17 protein-coding genes and 1 pseudogene are annotated in these 16,203 nt (G+C 65.2%); 10 read left to right on the top strand and 8 right to left on the bottom strand.

Annotated features, from left to right (window positions below; translation table 11 throughout):
• Positions 1-128 precede the first annotated feature (128 nt).
• Positions 129-958, bottom strand: a pseudogene (istA, locus tag EAT49_RS17880) (IS21 family transposase); the annotation flags it as partial.
• Between the two features lie 51 nt (positions 959-1,009).
• Here istA and EAT49_RS17875 point away from each other — a divergent pair.
• Positions 1,010-1,399, top strand: a complete 390-nt coding sequence (locus EAT49_RS17875; RefSeq protein ID WP_123643664.1) for an NAD-dependent epimerase/dehydratase family protein — start codon at positions 1,010-1,012, stop codon at positions 1,397-1,399.
• Positions 1,400-1,535: 136 nt separating this feature from the next.
• Here EAT49_RS17875 and EAT49_RS17870 read toward each other — a convergent pair whose 3' ends face one another.
• A complete protein-coding gene (locus EAT49_RS17870) occupies positions 1,536-2,438 on the bottom strand; it encodes a tyrosine-type recombinase/integrase (RefSeq protein WP_123643663.1) in 903 nt (300 codons plus the stop codon).
• 487 nt (positions 2,439-2,925) lie between these two features.
• On the opposite strand from EAT49_RS17870, the gene EAT49_RS17860 reads away from it, so the two are divergent.
• Entirely contained in the window at positions 2,926-3,402 is a 477-nt protein-coding gene (locus EAT49_RS17860; RefSeq protein WP_123643661.1) for a hypothetical protein, read from the top strand.
• 85 nt (positions 3,403-3,487) lie between these two features.
• On the opposite strand, the gene EAT49_RS17855 is transcribed toward EAT49_RS17860, so the two are convergent.
• From EAT49_RS17855 to EAT49_RS17830, 5 genes are all read right to left on the bottom strand, one after another.
• Positions 3,488-3,805: a hypothetical protein gene (locus EAT49_RS17855; RefSeq protein ID WP_123643660.1), complete on the bottom strand. Its 318-nt coding sequence runs from the start codon at positions 3,803-3,805 to the stop codon at positions 3,488-3,490.
• Between the two features lie 446 nt (positions 3,806-4,251).
• Positions 4,252-4,551, bottom strand: coding sequence for a CcdB family protein (locus EAT49_RS17850; RefSeq protein WP_123643659.1), 300 nt, complete (start codon positions 4,549-4,551; stop codon positions 4,252-4,254).
• A complete protein-coding gene (locus EAT49_RS17845; protein WP_123643658.1) occupies positions 4,548-4,808 on the bottom strand; it encodes a hypothetical protein in 261 nt (86 codons plus the stop codon). The genes EAT49_RS17850 and EAT49_RS17845 overlap by 4 nt, the downstream gene beginning before the upstream one ends.
• Positions 4,809-5,081: 273 nt before the next feature.
• Positions 5,082-5,222 (bottom strand): hypothetical protein, encoded by a 141-nt coding sequence (locus EAT49_RS21630; RefSeq protein WP_246003900.1) that lies wholly within the window; start codon positions 5,220-5,222, stop codon positions 5,082-5,084.
• Between the two features lie 147 nt (positions 5,223-5,369).
• On the bottom strand, positions 5,370-5,810 hold the full coding sequence (locus EAT49_RS17830) for a hypothetical protein (protein ID WP_123643657.1): 441 nt from the start codon (positions 5,808-5,810) through the stop codon (positions 5,370-5,372).
• Between the two features lie 463 nt (positions 5,811-6,273).
• Between EAT49_RS17830 and EAT49_RS17820 the strand changes: the two genes are divergently transcribed.
• The 3 genes from EAT49_RS17820 to fcl are packed head-to-tail and all read left to right on the top strand — an operon-like array spanning position 6,274 to position 9,120.
• Positions 6,274-7,035 (top strand): glycosyltransferase family 2 protein, encoded by a 762-nt coding sequence (locus EAT49_RS17820; protein ID WP_123643656.1) that lies wholly within the window; start codon positions 6,274-6,276, stop codon positions 7,033-7,035.
• A complete protein-coding gene (gene gmd / locus EAT49_RS17815; RefSeq protein WP_123643655.1) occupies positions 7,032-8,153 on the top strand; it encodes a GDP-mannose 4,6-dehydratase in 1,122 nt (373 codons plus the stop codon). Before EAT49_RS17820 ends, gmd begins: the two co-directional genes overlap by 4 nt.
• 10 nt (positions 8,154-8,163) lie before the next feature.
• A complete protein-coding gene (gene fcl / locus EAT49_RS17810) occupies positions 8,164-9,120 on the top strand; it encodes a GDP-L-fucose synthase (RefSeq protein WP_123643654.1) in 957 nt (318 codons plus the stop codon).
• 393 nt (positions 9,121-9,513) lie between these two features.
• Here the strand turns inward: fcl and EAT49_RS17805 are convergent, their stop codons facing one another.
• On the bottom strand, positions 9,514-10,266 hold the full coding sequence (locus EAT49_RS17805; RefSeq protein WP_123643653.1) for a GntR family transcriptional regulator: 753 nt from the start codon (positions 10,264-10,266) through the stop codon (positions 9,514-9,516).
• Positions 10,267-10,457: 191 nt separating this feature from the next.
• Between EAT49_RS17805 and EAT49_RS17800 the strand changes: the two genes are divergently transcribed.
• The 5 genes from EAT49_RS17800 to EAT49_RS17780 are packed head-to-tail and all read left to right on the top strand — an operon-like array spanning position 10,458 to position 16,190.
• A complete protein-coding gene (locus EAT49_RS17800) occupies positions 10,458-11,561 on the top strand; it encodes a substrate-binding domain-containing protein (RefSeq protein ID WP_185020817.1) in 1,104 nt (367 codons plus the stop codon).
• 52 nt (positions 11,562-11,613) lie between these two features.
• Positions 11,614-13,098: a sugar ABC transporter ATP-binding protein gene (locus tag EAT49_RS17795; protein WP_185020816.1), complete on the top strand. Its 1,485-nt coding sequence runs from the start codon at positions 11,614-11,616 to the stop codon at positions 13,096-13,098.
• 22 nt (positions 13,099-13,120) lie between these two features.
• Entirely contained in the window at positions 13,121-14,107 is a 987-nt protein-coding gene (locus tag EAT49_RS17790; RefSeq protein ID WP_123643650.1) for an ABC transporter permease, read from the top strand.
• A 29-nt stretch (positions 14,108-14,136) separates the two neighbouring features.
• Positions 14,137-15,279 carry a M20/M25/M40 family metallo-hydrolase gene (locus tag EAT49_RS17785; protein WP_185020815.1) on the top strand — a complete coding sequence of 381 codons (1,143 nt, stop codon included), beginning with the start codon at positions 14,137-14,139 and terminating at the stop codon, positions 15,277-15,279.
• Positions 15,276-16,190: a carbohydrate kinase family protein gene (locus EAT49_RS17780; RefSeq protein ID WP_123643648.1), complete on the top strand. Its 915-nt coding sequence runs from the start codon at positions 15,276-15,278 to the stop codon at positions 16,188-16,190. Before EAT49_RS17785 ends, EAT49_RS17780 begins: the two co-directional genes overlap by 4 nt.
• Positions 16,191-16,203: the final 13 nt, after the last annotated feature.

Below are 16,203 nucleotides of genomic sequence, written 5' to 3'. Positions count from 1 at the left end.
CGTTCGACACCCAAAACCTCGCCCAGCATGGCACCTTCCGATAAGACACGTCGCTAACGACGTCGTTATGCACGTGTCTTAGCTCGGAACCCCGCAATCAGGCAGGCGGCTTCAATCGGGCGGTTACTCTCGGCCCACAGCGCCTTGCAGCGCTCTTCCAGCCAGATGTTCAGCGCATCAATATCCGGGAAGGCGGGCATCACCTGCCACAGCCGGTGGCGCGCATCGCGAACGTTCTTCTCGACCTGACCTTTCTCCCAGCCTGCCGCCGGATTGCAGAACTCGGGCTCGAAAACATAGTGGCTGGTCATGGAGAGGAACCGCGCATTCACATCGCGCTTCTTGCCCACGCCCACGCGATCCACCGCCGTCTTCATGTTGTCGTAGATCCCACGGCCCGGCACGCCTTCGAAGACCCGGAATGCGTGCCAATGCGCATCGAACAGCATCTCGTGGGTCTGGAGCAGATAGGCCCTGACCAGAAACGCCCGTCTGTGCGACAGCTTGATATGGGCCACCTGCAACTTGACGCGCTCGCCGCCGACATGGGCCCAGTCCTCGCTCGAGTCGATCTGGAACGCCTCACCGGGCTCGAACACCAGCGGCACGAATGTTCCGCGATCGGTCGTCTGCTGCGCGCGCTGACGGTCTCCTTTCGAGGTCCGCACGAAGGCTGCGAACCGTCATAGCCAAGCTGAACGAGATCAGCATGCATCTGCTTGGCGGTGCGCCGGTCATTGCGCGACTTGCGTTGCTCCGTCACTAGCCAGCCTGACAGCTTCTCTGCATGCGGGTCCAGCTCGCTTGGCCGCACCGCTGTCTGGAACCGGGGTTCGACGACCCCCGTCCGCAGATACTTCTTGATGGTGTTGCGAGACAGCCCGGTCCGCCGCGCGATCTCGCGGATGGGCATCTTGTCCCGCAAGGCCCAAAGTCGAATGACGCTCAAAAATCCCATGTCGATCACTCCGATAACCCCCGACGAACTCCGTCAGGGGCAAGGTTCCACATGGGGCAGTTTTCAGTGACAATTCCGACTACTGCCGGGTCAGTTCTCAGTGACATCCAACAGACGAGGTCCTTCTGCTATGTCGATGATCTCGTCGAAGCGTTCTTCCGGATGATGGAAACCGACGCCTCTGTCACCGGCCCGATCAACCTCGGCAACCCGGGGGAATTCACGATCCGGGAGTTGGCTGAGAAGACCATGACCCTCACAGGGTTCGGCTCGCAACTCACCCGGATGCCCTTGCCGGTTGACGACCCGAAACAGCGCCAGCCCGACATCAGCAATGCGAAGGCGATCATGAACTGGGAGCCGACCATCGCGCTCGATGAGGGGCTCGAGAGGACGATCGCGTACTTCAGGCACCGGCTCCCGGAACTGGTGGAAGCCTGAATCCAGCGAGAGACGGCGAGACGGCTGAGACTCAGAGCTTTGCTGGCCATGCCGCGACGGACATGGCTCGTCGGGAGCTGAGGAAGCAGTCTGACCACGCGCATGGGAGCAGGAAGGGCAGGGGCCTTGTCCGGCGTCATATCCAGACGTTCTGTTCGGCCTTGGCGAGATAGCGCGACAGGATGTTGACCGACGTCCAGCCTCCGGCCCGCATGATGGCCGCCGTATCGTGTCCACGTCGGAGAAGATCCTGCGCGGCGCCCACGCGCATCGAGTGGCCGGAGAAGGCGGCAACGTCGTCCGGCGCCATGCCGGCCCGCCGGGCGCCCTCCTTCACTAGACGCTTGACGGTATCCGAAGAGAGTGCGCGATCGATCGGTTTGCCGTGGTAGATCGGGCAGAAGAGGGGATCGATGCCCGGACCTCGCCAGTCTAGCCAGCCGAGTACGAGCGCGGCGGTTCGAGCGGAGGTAAACGCGATGCGGCCCTCGCCGAACGGGTCGTTCTTGGCGCGCCGGATCAGTACACGCATCGTCCCGTCGTCGGCCAATTCCAGATCGCCGACCCGCAAGGCGACGAGTTCGGACCGCCGGGTCAGGAGTTCGTAGCCGAGGCTGAGCATGGCCCGGTTTCTCATGCCCCAGGGGCTGTCGGGCTGCGCGGCCAGAAAGCGCGCGAGATAGTCGCTGGTCAGGCCTTTCGCCTGGCGGGGGCGGCTGGGTTTCGCGCGTCTGACGCGGCGCAGAGCGAGATTGACCTCTTCATCTCGGGTCGGATCCTCGAGGCCGAGGAGGCGGTGCACCTTCCGTATCGCGTAGAGGCGCCGCTGCACAGTAGATGGGGCCTTCTCCTTGCCTTGGGCTTCGAGGAAGGCACAGAGCGCAGCAGTGCTCGCCGGGAACGCCTCGATTCCCGCGGTCGCGCACCAGGTTTCGAAAGCCTCGACATCGGCCCGGTAGCTGCGCATGGTTGCAGGCGAGTAGGCGCCTTCGAGGCGTTGGATGGCAGCGCGCCAGTTGGAAGTGGGCATCTTTTGCATGCCATCAATATGATGCCAAATGGATCACAATGCAAGATGCTAACATCGTGGCAGAGCAAATTAGAGCTGCGAGAGCAGTGCTCAGTTGGTCGGTTGCCGAACTGTCGATGAAGACCGGGGTAGGTACGGCGACGATCAAAAGATACGAAGCAACGACGGGTGTGCCCAAGTCCAGGAAGGGTCACCTCCAGACGATCCGCAGTACGTTTGAATCCGCTGGCATCGAGTTCATCGGCACGCCAGAGGATCGTCCAGGCATCCGGCTGCATCGCCCCGCCGGTCCGTGAGACTACTGTGATCGCGATCAGACTAGCGCGACATTGGCAGGTTGAAGATGTTCATGGTTTGTACTAATATCTGGAAACAATCATCACACCGCCACAAGATGCAGATGTCAAAGCCGCCCAAGTCCAGGACGAAAAAGTCGAGTTCTGATGACGTACTTGACATTGTTCCGGGGCGTGACTTGCTCCCGGGTGAAGACAGGATGAGCCACGAGGCTCTGCGCGAGGCGCTTCTGAATGATCTGAACCCGGCGACGCCATACGAGCGGGTTCTTGCGGAGAACATCATCGGCCTTGAATGGGAGGCTTACCGCTACCGACGAATGCGGGACTCCATGATCAGGAACCGTTTTCGAGAACTCGCGGCAGGCGCATTTGCCGGAGGCGGCATTTTCGAGGGCCTCATAACCGATCCGGAGTCGCGAGCTCAGGCCGCCGCGCTTGCGGGGGCAAATGCTGCGTCGCACGAAAAGGCGTCGGAGGAGTTGGCCGCGAAGGGCTTCTCTGTCCCGGAGATTCTGGCGAAAGCATATGTCGAGCTGGCCCCGACCCTCGAGCCGCTGGAGCGCCACATTGCGCAGATGGAAGAGCGCCGCCGACGGCTTCGCGGCGATCTCGATACACTGACGGCCCGGGCGCCAATCGAGGACGCGGTGCTCGTCGTCAACGATGACGACTGAACGCCAGCGCACGGCCAATCGCCGCAACGCGGCCATGAGCACAGGGCCGAAGACCGAGGCCGGAAAGCGAAGTGCGTCATCGAACTCAAGAAGCCACGGACTGACCACGGCGGTGGAACAGGGCGACCTGATGCGATGGTACCGCACCATTACTGGCTTTCCGGACGCTGTTGTGCCTTTGCTTGCGGAAGGCGTTGATGAGCAGGCCACGCTCGCGCTTGCAGAGGCCGAGGCGCACCTCGAGCGCTGCATAGCTGCCGAACGAGCGGCGCTTGACCATGTCCTCGAGACGGCCTGGCCACCAGAGCGCGTGACCGTCGAAGACGTCCTGTCGGGGACAATGCACCTGAAACAGCAGGCGGATTATACGCGCGTTGCAATTGCGCTGGATCCGCCAGGTCATGTGCCAGGCCAGGCAAGGCGGTTCAGATTCACGACCTACATAAGGACATGGAACACCGCAAAGCGCCGACGCAAACTCGAGGCCATTCGGTGTCACCGCCAACGAGCGGAAGGACGCAGGCGCCGCGCCTTCCGGCGTTGGATGGCCTCACAGGACAAAAATGCAAAAACGAAGCCATTTTCAACCTAAGGTTGAAAGTCTGAGTTGCAGGGGTCCGTTTCTCCGATGGCTTTGGGAAAGAGCATGGTGCCCCCTGACCGCCCGCTTCGCGTGACTGCCACCCCCCCCCCTCAAACCCCCGATAACGCAGCTTCTCGTCGGGACAGACCGAAACGCCATACCATGTCCGTCTCCAAGGGACTCACCCGGTTTCGACGCGCATGAGTGCAGGCGACACCCTGCAGACCCGTGACCGGCCACCAGACCATTGGTGGGTTCCGACTCTGTCAGAATCCCGACACCAGAAGGTCCACGGCGGCCACGATGTCGTCGCGCCAGGCCGATGCATCTCCAATGGCCGGGCCAATCTCAGCGGCGGGCAGGGCGATCATCTGGGACATGAGTAGGACGTATGGGCTGCCATCCAGTTGAAAGGCGATATGAAGCTTTGGCGTGAGCGCCCCCCATTCGGAGCGTGGGAGGACCGGCGCACAGAGAATATACGGCGTTTCGATGCCGAGATCGGTTTGAATGCGGCAAACGAGGTCGCTACCGCTTCGCAGGCGATGGATCCGCCCCTGGGTCACGGTGATGTCGCCGAAAACTTCCTGAACCGCGCCAGGGTGGGCCCGTTCAGTTCGAGATGCCGGGCTTCGTCGGCGAGGCCCGCTTCTGCGGCGGCGATCCATTCAGCGCGCGCGCGCTCGGCTTGAGAGCGCGCAAGTCCCGCGTCGATCCAATCCCGGACAATATCCGAGATGGAGGCGCCTGTCGCCTTTGCCTCCGCGTCGAGGGCGGCTTTTCGTGCCTCGCCAATGTCACGAATGTTCAGCGGTGAGGGCATGTCATCCTTTTCCTTGCTTTTGAACGTCGCGTTGATACACGTAGTGCTACACGATCCGGCGTGCAAGCGCTTGTGCGACACGTTTCGGAAGCGAGGCGTGGTGAGCGACTGCGCAAGATAGATGGCGGCCGGGAACCCTCGCTTAGGCTTCAATATTTGGCGTAAGGGGCCGGACGCAGCGGCCCCGCCATGGCGCGCGCCACCAGGACGGGCTGGAGCCTGCGCCGCCCTCCAGTGCCGCCGCCCGCTATCGGGCCATCCTCTGGCCCGCGATCACACGCCTGCAGTGGGCCGCCGACCCCTGGTTCCGACGGGCCCGGCCATAGACCCGGCAATCTTGCCGGTGAAAATGCCGTCGTTGTCCTCATGCTCGATACGGGCAGCATAGCCCTTGTAGGTCATCGTGTTGGTCATGGTGTCACCCCCAACCCGTATTAAGGAATCGCGCGCATCGTGCGCCCCTTATCGTTTGGCTTCCCTGGCAGGGTGGGGGCGATGAAACGTCGCCACCTCGCCGTCTCTCTCGAACCGCACCCGCGAGCCCCGACCCTCGATGAGGGCTCACGCCTCAGGCGACACGGTCCTCATCGCCGCCTGCAGCAGCCGCGCGACGTTCTCTGCCGTGAACTTGTAGTCCTTTCCGTCCGGGATGCGCTTGGCGGAGATCGGATATCTGGGTCGGCGGGGATCGATCCCGGTCACGCGAAACCGCTCGCGTCCCGTCGAAAACTCTCGTCCGAAGTCGTCGGCCGACAGGCCGAACTCTTCGGCAAACGCTTCGAAGAGCATGCGCTCAGGGTCCATGGTCGAGCCGTCAGGCAAGGGGATGGAGACGCGTATGCCGAACTCGAAGCTCCAGCGCAGGTAAATGGCCTGCAGACCAAGCCCTTCGGCCACGAGGCCGTGCCGCGCGGCCACCTCGGCGCAGGCTTTGAGCATTTCGCTCTCGACCGTCCTGCACAGGCCGGGCGTCAGGTTTCTCGGCGGGGCTATCTGCGACATGGGCTCGACTCCATCCTTTGAATCTCAGAATACCGATTTCCTTCGCGGCTTCCACGCCCACGCCTCAGAGTGACGCTCGTGGGGGAGCTGCAAGCCCAGGCGGGCGGGTTTCCACGCAAACGACGTTCACGCCTGCGAAGCGTTGGCGACCTGACCCAGTCGCGCCACGGACTTTTCGGCTTCGCGGCCGTGCTCGCAAAGTCGTCCGTATTGCGGGCGACGACCGCCGGGCCATGTTCCAGCGCCGTGGCCGCAATCAGTGCATCGCGCTCGGAGTGCGGGTCGGGACCATGAAGCCGGGCACAGCGTCGTGCGATCGCGGCATCGATGCCGAGCGTGAGATCCCGGAACTCCGGACAGACGCGCGATGGGGTATCGTCCCCAATGGATCGGGCCTCGAGGCTGGACAGAGGCAGGGGGCAGTGCCATCCGCAGTCTCAGCTGCCCCGGAAAAAGCCCTGTCATGAAGCTCTCGGTCGTCACTGCCGTCTACAATCGCCGCGCCACGATCGAGGCGGCCGTGGAGAGCGTGCGGCGTCAGACCTACGGCGACATCGAGCACATCGTCCAGGATGGCGGGTCCGACGACGGGACGCTCGACCTGCTGCAGTCGCTGTCGGGGCCGGACATGCGGCTGGAGACGGGGCGCGACGGCGGGATCTATGACGCGATCAACCGCGGGATCGCGCGGGCCACGGGGGATGTCATCGGGCTCATGCATTCCGATGACCTCTTCGGCTCCGAAACCGTGCTCGCGGATGTCGCCGCGGTGATGACCAAGCAAAATGTCGACGGCGTCTATGGCGATCTCGTCTATGTCAGCGCTACCGATCCCTCCCGCGTGATCCGGATGTGGTCGTCGGGCGACTATCACCCGGACAAGCTCCGCCGGGGATGGATGCCACCGCATCCGACGCTCTACCTTCGCCGGGAGGTGTTCGAGCGGTGGGGGATGTACGACACGGACTTCCGGATCGCGGCGGACTATGAGGCGATGCTGCGCTGGCTCGTGAAGGGGCAGATCCGGCTGGCCTACATTCCGAAGGTCATGGTCCGGATGCGCGTGGGCGGGGAGAGCAACCGTTCGCTGGGGCGGATCATCCGGAAGAGCAGCGAGGACTACCGCGCGATCCGCAGGCACGGGGTCGGGGGCATCGGAACCCTGGCCGCAAAGAATTTCAGCAAGATCGGACAGTTCATGAAGAGGGATCCGTCGACACCATGACGAGGCGCGCACTTATCACCGGGATCACCGGGCAGGACGGGTCCTACCTTGCCGAGTTCCTGCTGGAGAAGGGTTACGAGGTCCATGGCATCAAGCGCCGGGCCTCGCTGTTCAATACCCAGCGGATCGATCACATTTACGAGGATCCGCACGACGCGAACCCGCAGCTCCGGCTGCATTACGGGGACCTCACCGACAGTTCCAACCTGACCCGGATCCTGGCCGAGGTGCGACCGGACGAGGTCTACAATCTCGGGGCGCAATCCCATGTGGCGGTCAGCTTCGAGAGCCCGGAGTACACGGCCGATGTGGACGCCATGGGTACGCTCAGGTTGCTCGAGGCGATCCGGTTTCTTGGCCTCGAAAAGACCACGCGGTTCTATCAGGCCTCGACCTCGGAGCTCTACGGGCTGGTGCAGGAAACTCCGCAGACCGAGACGACGCCGTTCCACCCCCGCAGCCCCTATGCGGTCGCCAAGATGTACGCCTACTGGATCACGGTGAACTACCGGGAAGCCTACGGGATGTATGCCTGCAACGGGATCCTCTTCAATCACGAGAGTCCCCGGCGTGGGGAGACCTTCGTGACGCGCAAGATCACCCGGGGCCTCGCCAATATCGCGCAGGGGCTCGAGGACTGCCTTTACATGGGCAATATAGACGCGCTGCGGGACTGGGGACATGCGAAGGACTATGTCCGGATGCAGTGGATGATGCTTCAGCAGGAGGCGCCGGAGGATTTCGTCATCGCCACGGGTAAGCAGTATTCCGTCCGCGAGTTCATCACCTGGGCGGCCGCGGATCTGGGGATCACGCTCGTCTTCGACGGCGAGGGTCTGGCGGAAGTTGGCCGGGTGACGGCGGTGACGGGGGACATGGCGCCAGCCGTGCATCCGGGAAAGGAGATCGTGCAGATCGATCCGAAGTATTTCCGTCCGGCCGAGGTGGAGACGCTGCTGGGCGATCCAGCGAAGGCCAAGGCGAAGCTCGGCTGGGAGCCGGAGATCACCGCGCGCGAGATGTGCGCGGAGATGGTGGCGGAGGATCTCAAGACCGCGCAACGCCATGCGTTCCTGAAGTCCCACGGCTATCACCTTCCCGTCGCACTGGAAGGGTAGAGGGCAGGACATGACGCGGATCTACGTGGCAGGCCACCGCGGGATGGTGGGCGGCGCAATCCTGCGGCGGCTCGAGTCGCAGGGTGTCGAGACCGTGACGCGCACCCATTCGGAGCTCGACCTGACGGATCAGGCGGCCGTGCGGGCCTTCATGGAGCAGGAGAGGCCGGAGGTCGTGATCCTCGCCGCGGCGAAGGTGGGCGGGATCCTCGCCAACGACACCTATCCGGCGGAGTTCATCTACGAAAACCTGATGATCGAGTGCAACGTCATCCATCAGGCCTTCGAGGCCGGGGTGACGCGGCTGCTGCAACTCGGCTCCTCCTGCATCTACCCGCGCAATGCCGATCAGCCGATGCGGGAGGATGCGCTTCTGACCGGGACGCTGGAGCCGACGAACGAGCCCTATGCCATCGCCAAGATCGCCGGGATCAAGCTCTGCGAGAGCTACAACCGGCAGTATGGGGTCGATTATCGGAGCGTGATGCCGACGAACCTCTACGGGCCGGGCGACAACTTCCACCCGGAGAAGAGCCATGTGCTGCCCGCTTTCATCCGCCGCTTTCACGAGGCGGCGCAGGAGGGTCGCGACGAGGTGGTCATCTGGGGGACCGGTACGCCCCGTAGGGAGTTTCTCCATGTGGACGACATGGCCGAGGCCTCTCTCTTCGTCATGGACCTCGATCGCGAGACCTACGAGGCCAATACGGACCCGATGCTGAGCCATATCAACGTGGGCAGCGGCACGGATGTGAGCATCCTCGACCTGGCAATGCTCGTTGCCGAGGTCACGGGATTTCAGGGCCGCATCGAGACCGATCCGACGAAGCCCGACGGGACGCCCCGCAAGCTGATGGATGTCTCGCGACTCGAAGCCATGGGCTGGCGTGCCTCCATCCCGCTGGACCAGGGCGTGCGCGAGACATACCGCTGGTTTCTGGACCATACGGCCGAGGCGCGGTTGTAGGCAGCCGGGCCAGTGCGGCCGACGTGAGAGCCTCGCGGTCGCGACAGCGGCTTCGGCGGGGCGGGAGATGGACCCGACTGCAGTTGTCGGGTTCCGCGCCATGACCTGATGGCCCTCGAACAACAAGGTGACGGCGGGCGGTCTCGGAGCGGGCGCGTGCTGTCCCCGTTACTCGATCAAACCGAAACCGGTTTCGGGGACGGTGAAACAGCTTTCGGGAGCGCGGTTTCGTCCTGAAAACTCTTTCTGACTGCCGGCTTCGCGTTTCGACCCGCCGGATCTCGCGTTCATGGAGACTTAGCCTGAGGGCTAAGTGTCTGGTCTCTCCGGACTTGACGCGTTTGCTGACGACGGGAACACGCAAGGCCAGAACACCAGCTGCGGGTTGACCTCCTACCGTCGCATCTCCAACTGGAACCGATACCGGTCGGACCGGAAGCTCAGATCGACATGCTCGATCGGCTTGTCGTCGGTGTCGTAGGAATTCCGCCGGGCGAGGAGCAGGGGGAACCCTTCCTCCACCTCCAGGATCTCGGCCTGAACAGGGTCCGCCGCGGCGGACTCGATATACGTCCGTGCGCGTCCCATGGTGACGCCGCATGTCGACTGCAGCCAGCCGTAGAGCGAGCCCGTCTCGAGTTCTTCGGCGGTGGGCGGCCCCTGGTTCCGGAAGAGCCGGGGGGCCAGCCATGAGAGGGCGAGCCCGATGGGCTCGTCGTCCGCGAGCAGGACACGGTGCGAGAGGAACACCTTGGCGCCGCGTCTGACCTCCAGCGCCTCGGCGACGCTTGCCGTCGCCGCCTCGCGGCCGACCTTCAGCACCCGGTACGAGGGTCTGAGGCCGCGACGGCGCATGTCTTCCGAAAATCCCGACAGAGCTTCGGCCGGCTGATCGACCCGCTTGCGCAGGACGATGGAGCCGCGCCCCGATCGCCGCACGATGTAGCCGCGCGTCTCGAGATCGTTGAGCGCGCTGCGCGAAGTCGCGCGGCTGACGCCGAACTGGAGGTTCAGCTCCGCTTCGGACGGCAGGGTATCCCCCGGCCCGAACATGCCTGTTTCGATGGCATTTCGCAGACGTTCCGCGATCTGGAACCACATCGGCGTGGGTCCATCGGTGTCGAGAGGGTGCTTCCAGTCATCCATCAGAACGTCCGAACGTCATACCATTTGTCATAGCAACTCGAATCGGTCACAGTCATCCCTGTTGCGCCCTCGAAGGACCATGATGTCCGCCGCAGGGCGAGACCCCCGGAGGCGGAAAACCGTCCCCGGTGCCAACCCTGCAACGAGCCATCGCCGAACGGTGGCCACCGCTCTGATCAATGGGGAATCTCATGAAACACCTGGTCGCCACTACCGCACTGGTCGCCGCTTCCATCGCAGCCTCGGGTGCCGCCGCACAGGAGACGATGCCGATCTCCGGCAAGACCTGCGCCGAACTCCTGGAACAGTACGAGGGTCTGCCCTTCACCGATGTCCTGCCGCTCGAGGCGGGGCCGATCGAAGTGGACGGGTCCACAGACGAGATCGTCATCGGTTTCTCGCAGACCGGGTTCAACCATCCCTGGCGGATCGCCATGCTGGAGGCCGCCCAGGCCGAGGCCTGCCGGCACGAGAACGTCAGCATGATCGTGCTCGACGGCAACGTCGATGTCGCCAAGCAGAACAACGACGTGCGCGACCTGATCGCCCGGGGCGTCGATGCCGTACTGCTGAGCCCGGTGGAATCCGCGGCCCTGATGCCTGCGGCGCGGGCGGTGATGAACGAGGGCATCCCGCTCATCGTCATGGACCGGGACGTGCCCACGGAGAAGACGCTCTTCATCGGCCAGAGCAACGTGACCATGGGCGAGCGTGTCGCCGAGGTCATGGCGGAGGATCTGGGCGGCGAGGGCAACATCGTCGTCATCACCGGCCTGCAGGGCTCCTCGCCCGCGGTGGACCGCGATCAGGGCATGAAGAACGTCCTCGCCGACCATCCCGGCATCGAGGTGCTGGCCGTGGGCGACGGCGAGTGGATCCGCGAACCGGCGGTGCCGATCATGGAAGACTTCCTGACGGCGTTCCCGGACATCGACGCGGTCTTCTCCCATGCCGAGGAATCCTCCTGGGGCGCCCAGCTCGCCATCGCGCGGGCAGGCCGCTGCGAAGACGGCATCCTGCACTACACGTTCGACGGCTCGAACGCCGGGTTCACCTCGGTGCGCGACGGAACCTTCCGGGCGGATGGCAATTACACGCCGTTTATCGGCGACATCGGGATGCGCGCGGCGCTCTACACCCTGATGGGCATGGAGATCCCCGGGGCCGAGGAATACGGCCAGCCGGGCGTGCAGCTCGCGCTGCCGGATTCGCCCACGGTGACCGAGGCCAATGCCGAGGAATGGATCGGCCGGGGCTGGGGCGACTTCGCGCCGCCGCTCGATCCCTGCCAGTAACCGGGTCCGGCCTCCCGGTTTTGGCCGGGGGGCCACTATGCGCGGCGCAACCATGACAGACCTACTTCTCGATGCGAGGGGCCTGACCAAGCGGTTCGGCGACAATGTCGTGCTGCGCGACGTCGATCTCAGCGTCGCGCCGGGCGAGGTCCATGCCATCGTGGGCGAGAACGGCGCGGGCAAATCCACCCTGATCAAGATCCTGGGCGGGGTGCATCGGGCCGATGGCGGCTCGATGCGTCTCGAGGGACGCGAGATTTCGCTCTCGTCGCCCCAGGCCGCCCTCGATCACGGTATCGTCGTGATCCATCAGGAGCTGTCGCTGGCGCCGCACCTGACGACGGTCGAGAACATCTTTCTCGGGCATTTCCTGCGGAACGCCTTTGGTATGCTGGACCACCGCCGGATGCGGGCCCGGACCGACGAGTTGCTGAAGCGGCTCTCCATCGACATCGACCCCACTATCCCGGTCGGTCGGCTCAGCATCGCGCAGCAGCAAATGATCGAGATCGCCAAGGCGATTTCGGTGCGGGCGAAGCTCCTGATCCTCGACGAGCCGACAGCGGTGCTCGACGCCAACCGGGTCGACACGCTCTTCGAGCTGATCGGGCGGCTGAAGTCCGAGGGGATCGGCGTCGTCTTCATCTCGCACCATCTCGAAGAGATCTTCCGGATCGCGGACAGGGTGACCGTGCTGCGCGACGGCAGCCGGACGGGCACGGAGCCGGTCCGGGACGTCGATCACGACTGGCTCGTCTCGCGCATGATCGGGCGCGAGTTCGAGAGCTACACCAGCAAGCAGCGTCAGCGGGGCGAGGTGGTGCTGGAGCTGGAGGGGCTCTCGAGCGAGGGCGCCTTCGAGGCGATCTCGCTTCAGGTGCGCGCGGGCGAGATCGTCGGGCTTGCCGGGCTGATCGGCGCGGGCCGGACCGAGGTCGCCCAGGCGATCTTCGGCGTGAGAAAGCACAGCGGCGGCACGATGCGGCTCAATGGCGCGGCCGTCCGGCTCTCGGGCCCCCGGGCGGCGACGCGCAGGGGCATCGCCTATGTCAGCGAGGACCGGAAGGCCTTCGGCCTGCTCCCGAACCGGCCGGTGCGCGAGAACATGACGATCTCCAACCTCGCCCGGTTTACCTCCTTCGGCGTCCTGCGTCTGAGCCGCGAGCGGGCCTTCGTGCGCGAGCAGATCGAGGAGCTCGATATCCGACTGTCCGGAATGCAGGCGACGATCAGCACCCTGAGCGGCGGCAACCAGCAGAAGGCGCTTCTGGGCCGGGCTCTTGCCGGTCGGCCGAAGGTTCTGATCTTCGACGAGCCCACCCGGGGCGTCGATATCGGGGCCAAGCGGGAGATCTATCGCTTCATCGAGGACCTGGCCGAGGAGGGCGCCGCGATCCTCGTGATCTCCTCGGAAATGGAAGAGGTCATCCGGCTGTCGGACCGGATCATCGTCATGCGCTCGGGCCGCGTTGCAGCCGAACTGCAGCGCGCCGAGGCCTCCGAAGAGACGATCATGCGCGCGGCGACCATGGCCTGAGATGCCCACGGAGTAGGTAAAGATGTCAGAGACCACACCGTCCTCCCGTCCGCGGGACGGCGCCGGGACCCGGAGCCGCCAGCAGATCTTCTCGGCCCTGATCGGCCGCACCGGCGTGCTGGCGGCGCTCATCCTGCTGATCATCGTGTCGTCCTTCCTGAACGATCGGTTCCTCAGCGTGCCGAACCTGATGAACGTGCTGCGGCAGGTGTCGATCGTGGGAATCCTCGCCGTGGGCATGACCTTCGTCATCCTCACGAAGGGCATCGACCTCTCCGTGGGCTCGATCCTCGGGGTGTCCGTGGTGCTCTTCGCGGGTATCCTCGAGACCCAGAGCATGGCGGTTGCGATCCCGCTCGGCATCCTGGCGGCCATGGCGCTCGGCCTCGTGAACGGGCTCGGAGTGGCCTTCGCGGGGATCCCGCCCTTCATCATGACGCTCGGGATGCTGTCCTTCGCCCGAGGGCTGGCCTTCATCTACACCGGCGGCACGCCGATCCCGATCCTCGACGAGGCGTTCTTCAACCTCGGCAACGGCTATACCTTCGGCGTTCCAAACCCGACGCTGATCCTGCTCGGAACGCTGCTCGTCAGCGGGTTCGTCCTGACGCAGACCCCCTTTGGTCGGTCCGTCTATGCGATCGGCTCGAACGAGGACGCGGCGCGGCTGTCGGGCGTACCTGTCGGCCTCTACACCACGATTGTCTATGTCATCTCGGGCGGCGTGGCTGGGATCAGCGGACTGGTCTATGCCTCGCAACTCAGCGTGGGCACGCCCATCGCGGGGCAGGCCTACGAACTCGACGCCATCGCGGCGGTGGTTGTGGGGGGCACCAGCCTCTTCGGGGGCAAGGGCTCGGTGACCGGCACCCTGATCGGGACCCTGATCATCGGGGTGCTGGCGAACATCCTGAACCTGACCGGGGTCGATCCCTTCGTGCAGCAACTCTTCAAGGGCGCGCTGATCGTGGTGGCGGTCTTCATCATGGCGCGGTCGAGCCGGGCATGACCCATTCCCAAGTCACTCGAAACCCAACCATGGCGCAGGTGACCCGCGCGCTGGAGCGTTGTGACGCCATCCGCGAGGAGGTGGAGAGCTACTGCACCCCGGAGCGTCTGACGCGCTATCTTCGCGCGCTGGCCGATACACCGGCGCCCTCCGGCGCGGCGGCGCTGATGCGCGCGCCGGTGCTGCGGACGCTGCTGGAAGAGGATGGCGCCCTGGAAAGCGACGCGCTGCGCCTGAACCCCGACCATGAGCGGACGGGGGCCGTGACCCTGTCCTGTGGTGGCGGGGCGGCGGCGGGGCTCTGGTACATCGCCCATCTCGACAGCATCAGCTATCTGATCCAGCCCCCGGAAGACGGCCGGTATCCGCTGGTCCCCTATTGCTACCACCTCACCCGGGATGGGGAGCGGCAGGCCGAGGTCCTGCGCTACGATCTCGAGGCCGGGACCTTCGTCACCCGTGCCGCGGGCCGCCTCCTGTCGGAAGGTGGCGATCCCTTCTTCCTCCCCGACGGCGCCCTCGACCTGCGCCCGGGAGACAGGGTCGTGCCGGTCACGCCCTTCGCGGCGGCGGACGACGGTCTGTTGACGGGCCATTTCGACAATGCGGGCGGGGTCGCGGTCATGGCCGTGGCGGCCGCGGTCCTGGCCCGCTTTGGGACGAGCGCCTTCTTCGCCATGCCCGACGAGGAAGAGGGGCCGGCCGCGGCGGGCAACCAGTCCATCAGCCGGGGCGCGACCCGCCTGATGGCGGCGGCGCCTACCCCGCGCCTGTCGGTCGTGATCGACATGCAGCAGACGGCGGCCGAGGGGAACGGCGGTCCGGACGGGGCAGGGGTCCCGGGCTCGGGCGCGGTGCTGAGCGAGTTCTCCAGTCGCGCCCGCGGCGCCGTGACGCCGCCGCATCTTTATGCCGCCGTGAGGGCCTTTACCGCCGGGCTCGAGGCACGCGGCGCCACGGTGCGCGAGACCTCGAACCTATACACTTCGCGGAGCGACGATGTCGCCGTGATGCAGCGCAGTCCGGGCATCGTCATCCTGGGCTTTCCGGGCGCCGACCGGCATTTCGACAGGGCCTTGCCGACCGCCCATCTGGAGGATTTCGTCAGCCTCTCCCGGGCGCTCGTCTACATGTCCCTCCTTTACGAGGAACTCGAAGGGCCGGCCGCATGATCGACCTCGTGACGACAGGCTGGCTGACGACCGACGACATCGTGCTCGAGGACGGCACGACCTCCATGGCCCGGCCCGGTGGCGGCGCGCTCTATTCCGCCATCGGGGCCGCGATCTGGGGCGGCAGGGTCGGCGTCCATGCGCCGGCGGGTGAGACCCATGCCGAAGCCAGCCGCCGCGAGATCGGGGCATGGGGCCTCGACACCGCCGGGATCGCCGACGCCCGGGGCAACGGACTCGAGCTGTGGCTCCTGCACGAGAGCGACGTGCACAAGCAGCAGGTGCGAAAGCTGGGGTCGTCTGACCCGCTGTCCCTCGATGCCGAGCGGGGGCCTATGCCCGAGAGCTACGAGCAGGCCAAGGGATTTCACATCGCGCCACAGGGACCGGACAGTTCCATCGCCACCGCGCGCAGGCTGAGGGCGGCGGGGCGCGTCCTGACCATGGACATCCTGTCGGACGCGTTCATCGACGCGACACGCTATGCCGATCTCGCCTTTCTGGCGGATATCGATGCCTTTCTGCCCAGCGAGCTCGAGATCCAGCGGATCTGGGCGCCGGACCGGATCGAAGACTGGCTGTGCCGGACGGCGCAGGAGAGCGGGACACACGTGGTGGGAAAGATCGGGGCGAAAGGCTCGCTGATCGCCGAAGGCGGCACCGGCCGCCTCACCCATGTCCCGGCCTGGCCCGCCCGGGTCGTCGACACGACCGGGGCAGGGGACGCCTATTGCGGCGGTTTCCTGGCCGGGCTGTCGTCAGGCAGGCCCCTTGCGGACTGCGGCGCCATGGGAACGGTCTCGGCCTCCTTCGTGGTCGAGGCCTTCGGCGCGCTGGCCACAAGACGACCCTCGGCCGAGGAAAGAAATGCGCGACTTGCCGCGGTGACCGACCGTGTCACGGCCGCCTGACCTGGAAGGAAGA

The sequence above is a fragment of the Histidinibacterium lentulum genome (assembly GCF_003789055.1).
GTDB lineage: Bacteria > Pseudomonadota > Alphaproteobacteria > Rhodobacterales > Rhodobacteraceae > Oceanicola > Oceanicola lentulus.
This window is presented reverse-complemented; position numbering and strand designations above follow the sequence as displayed.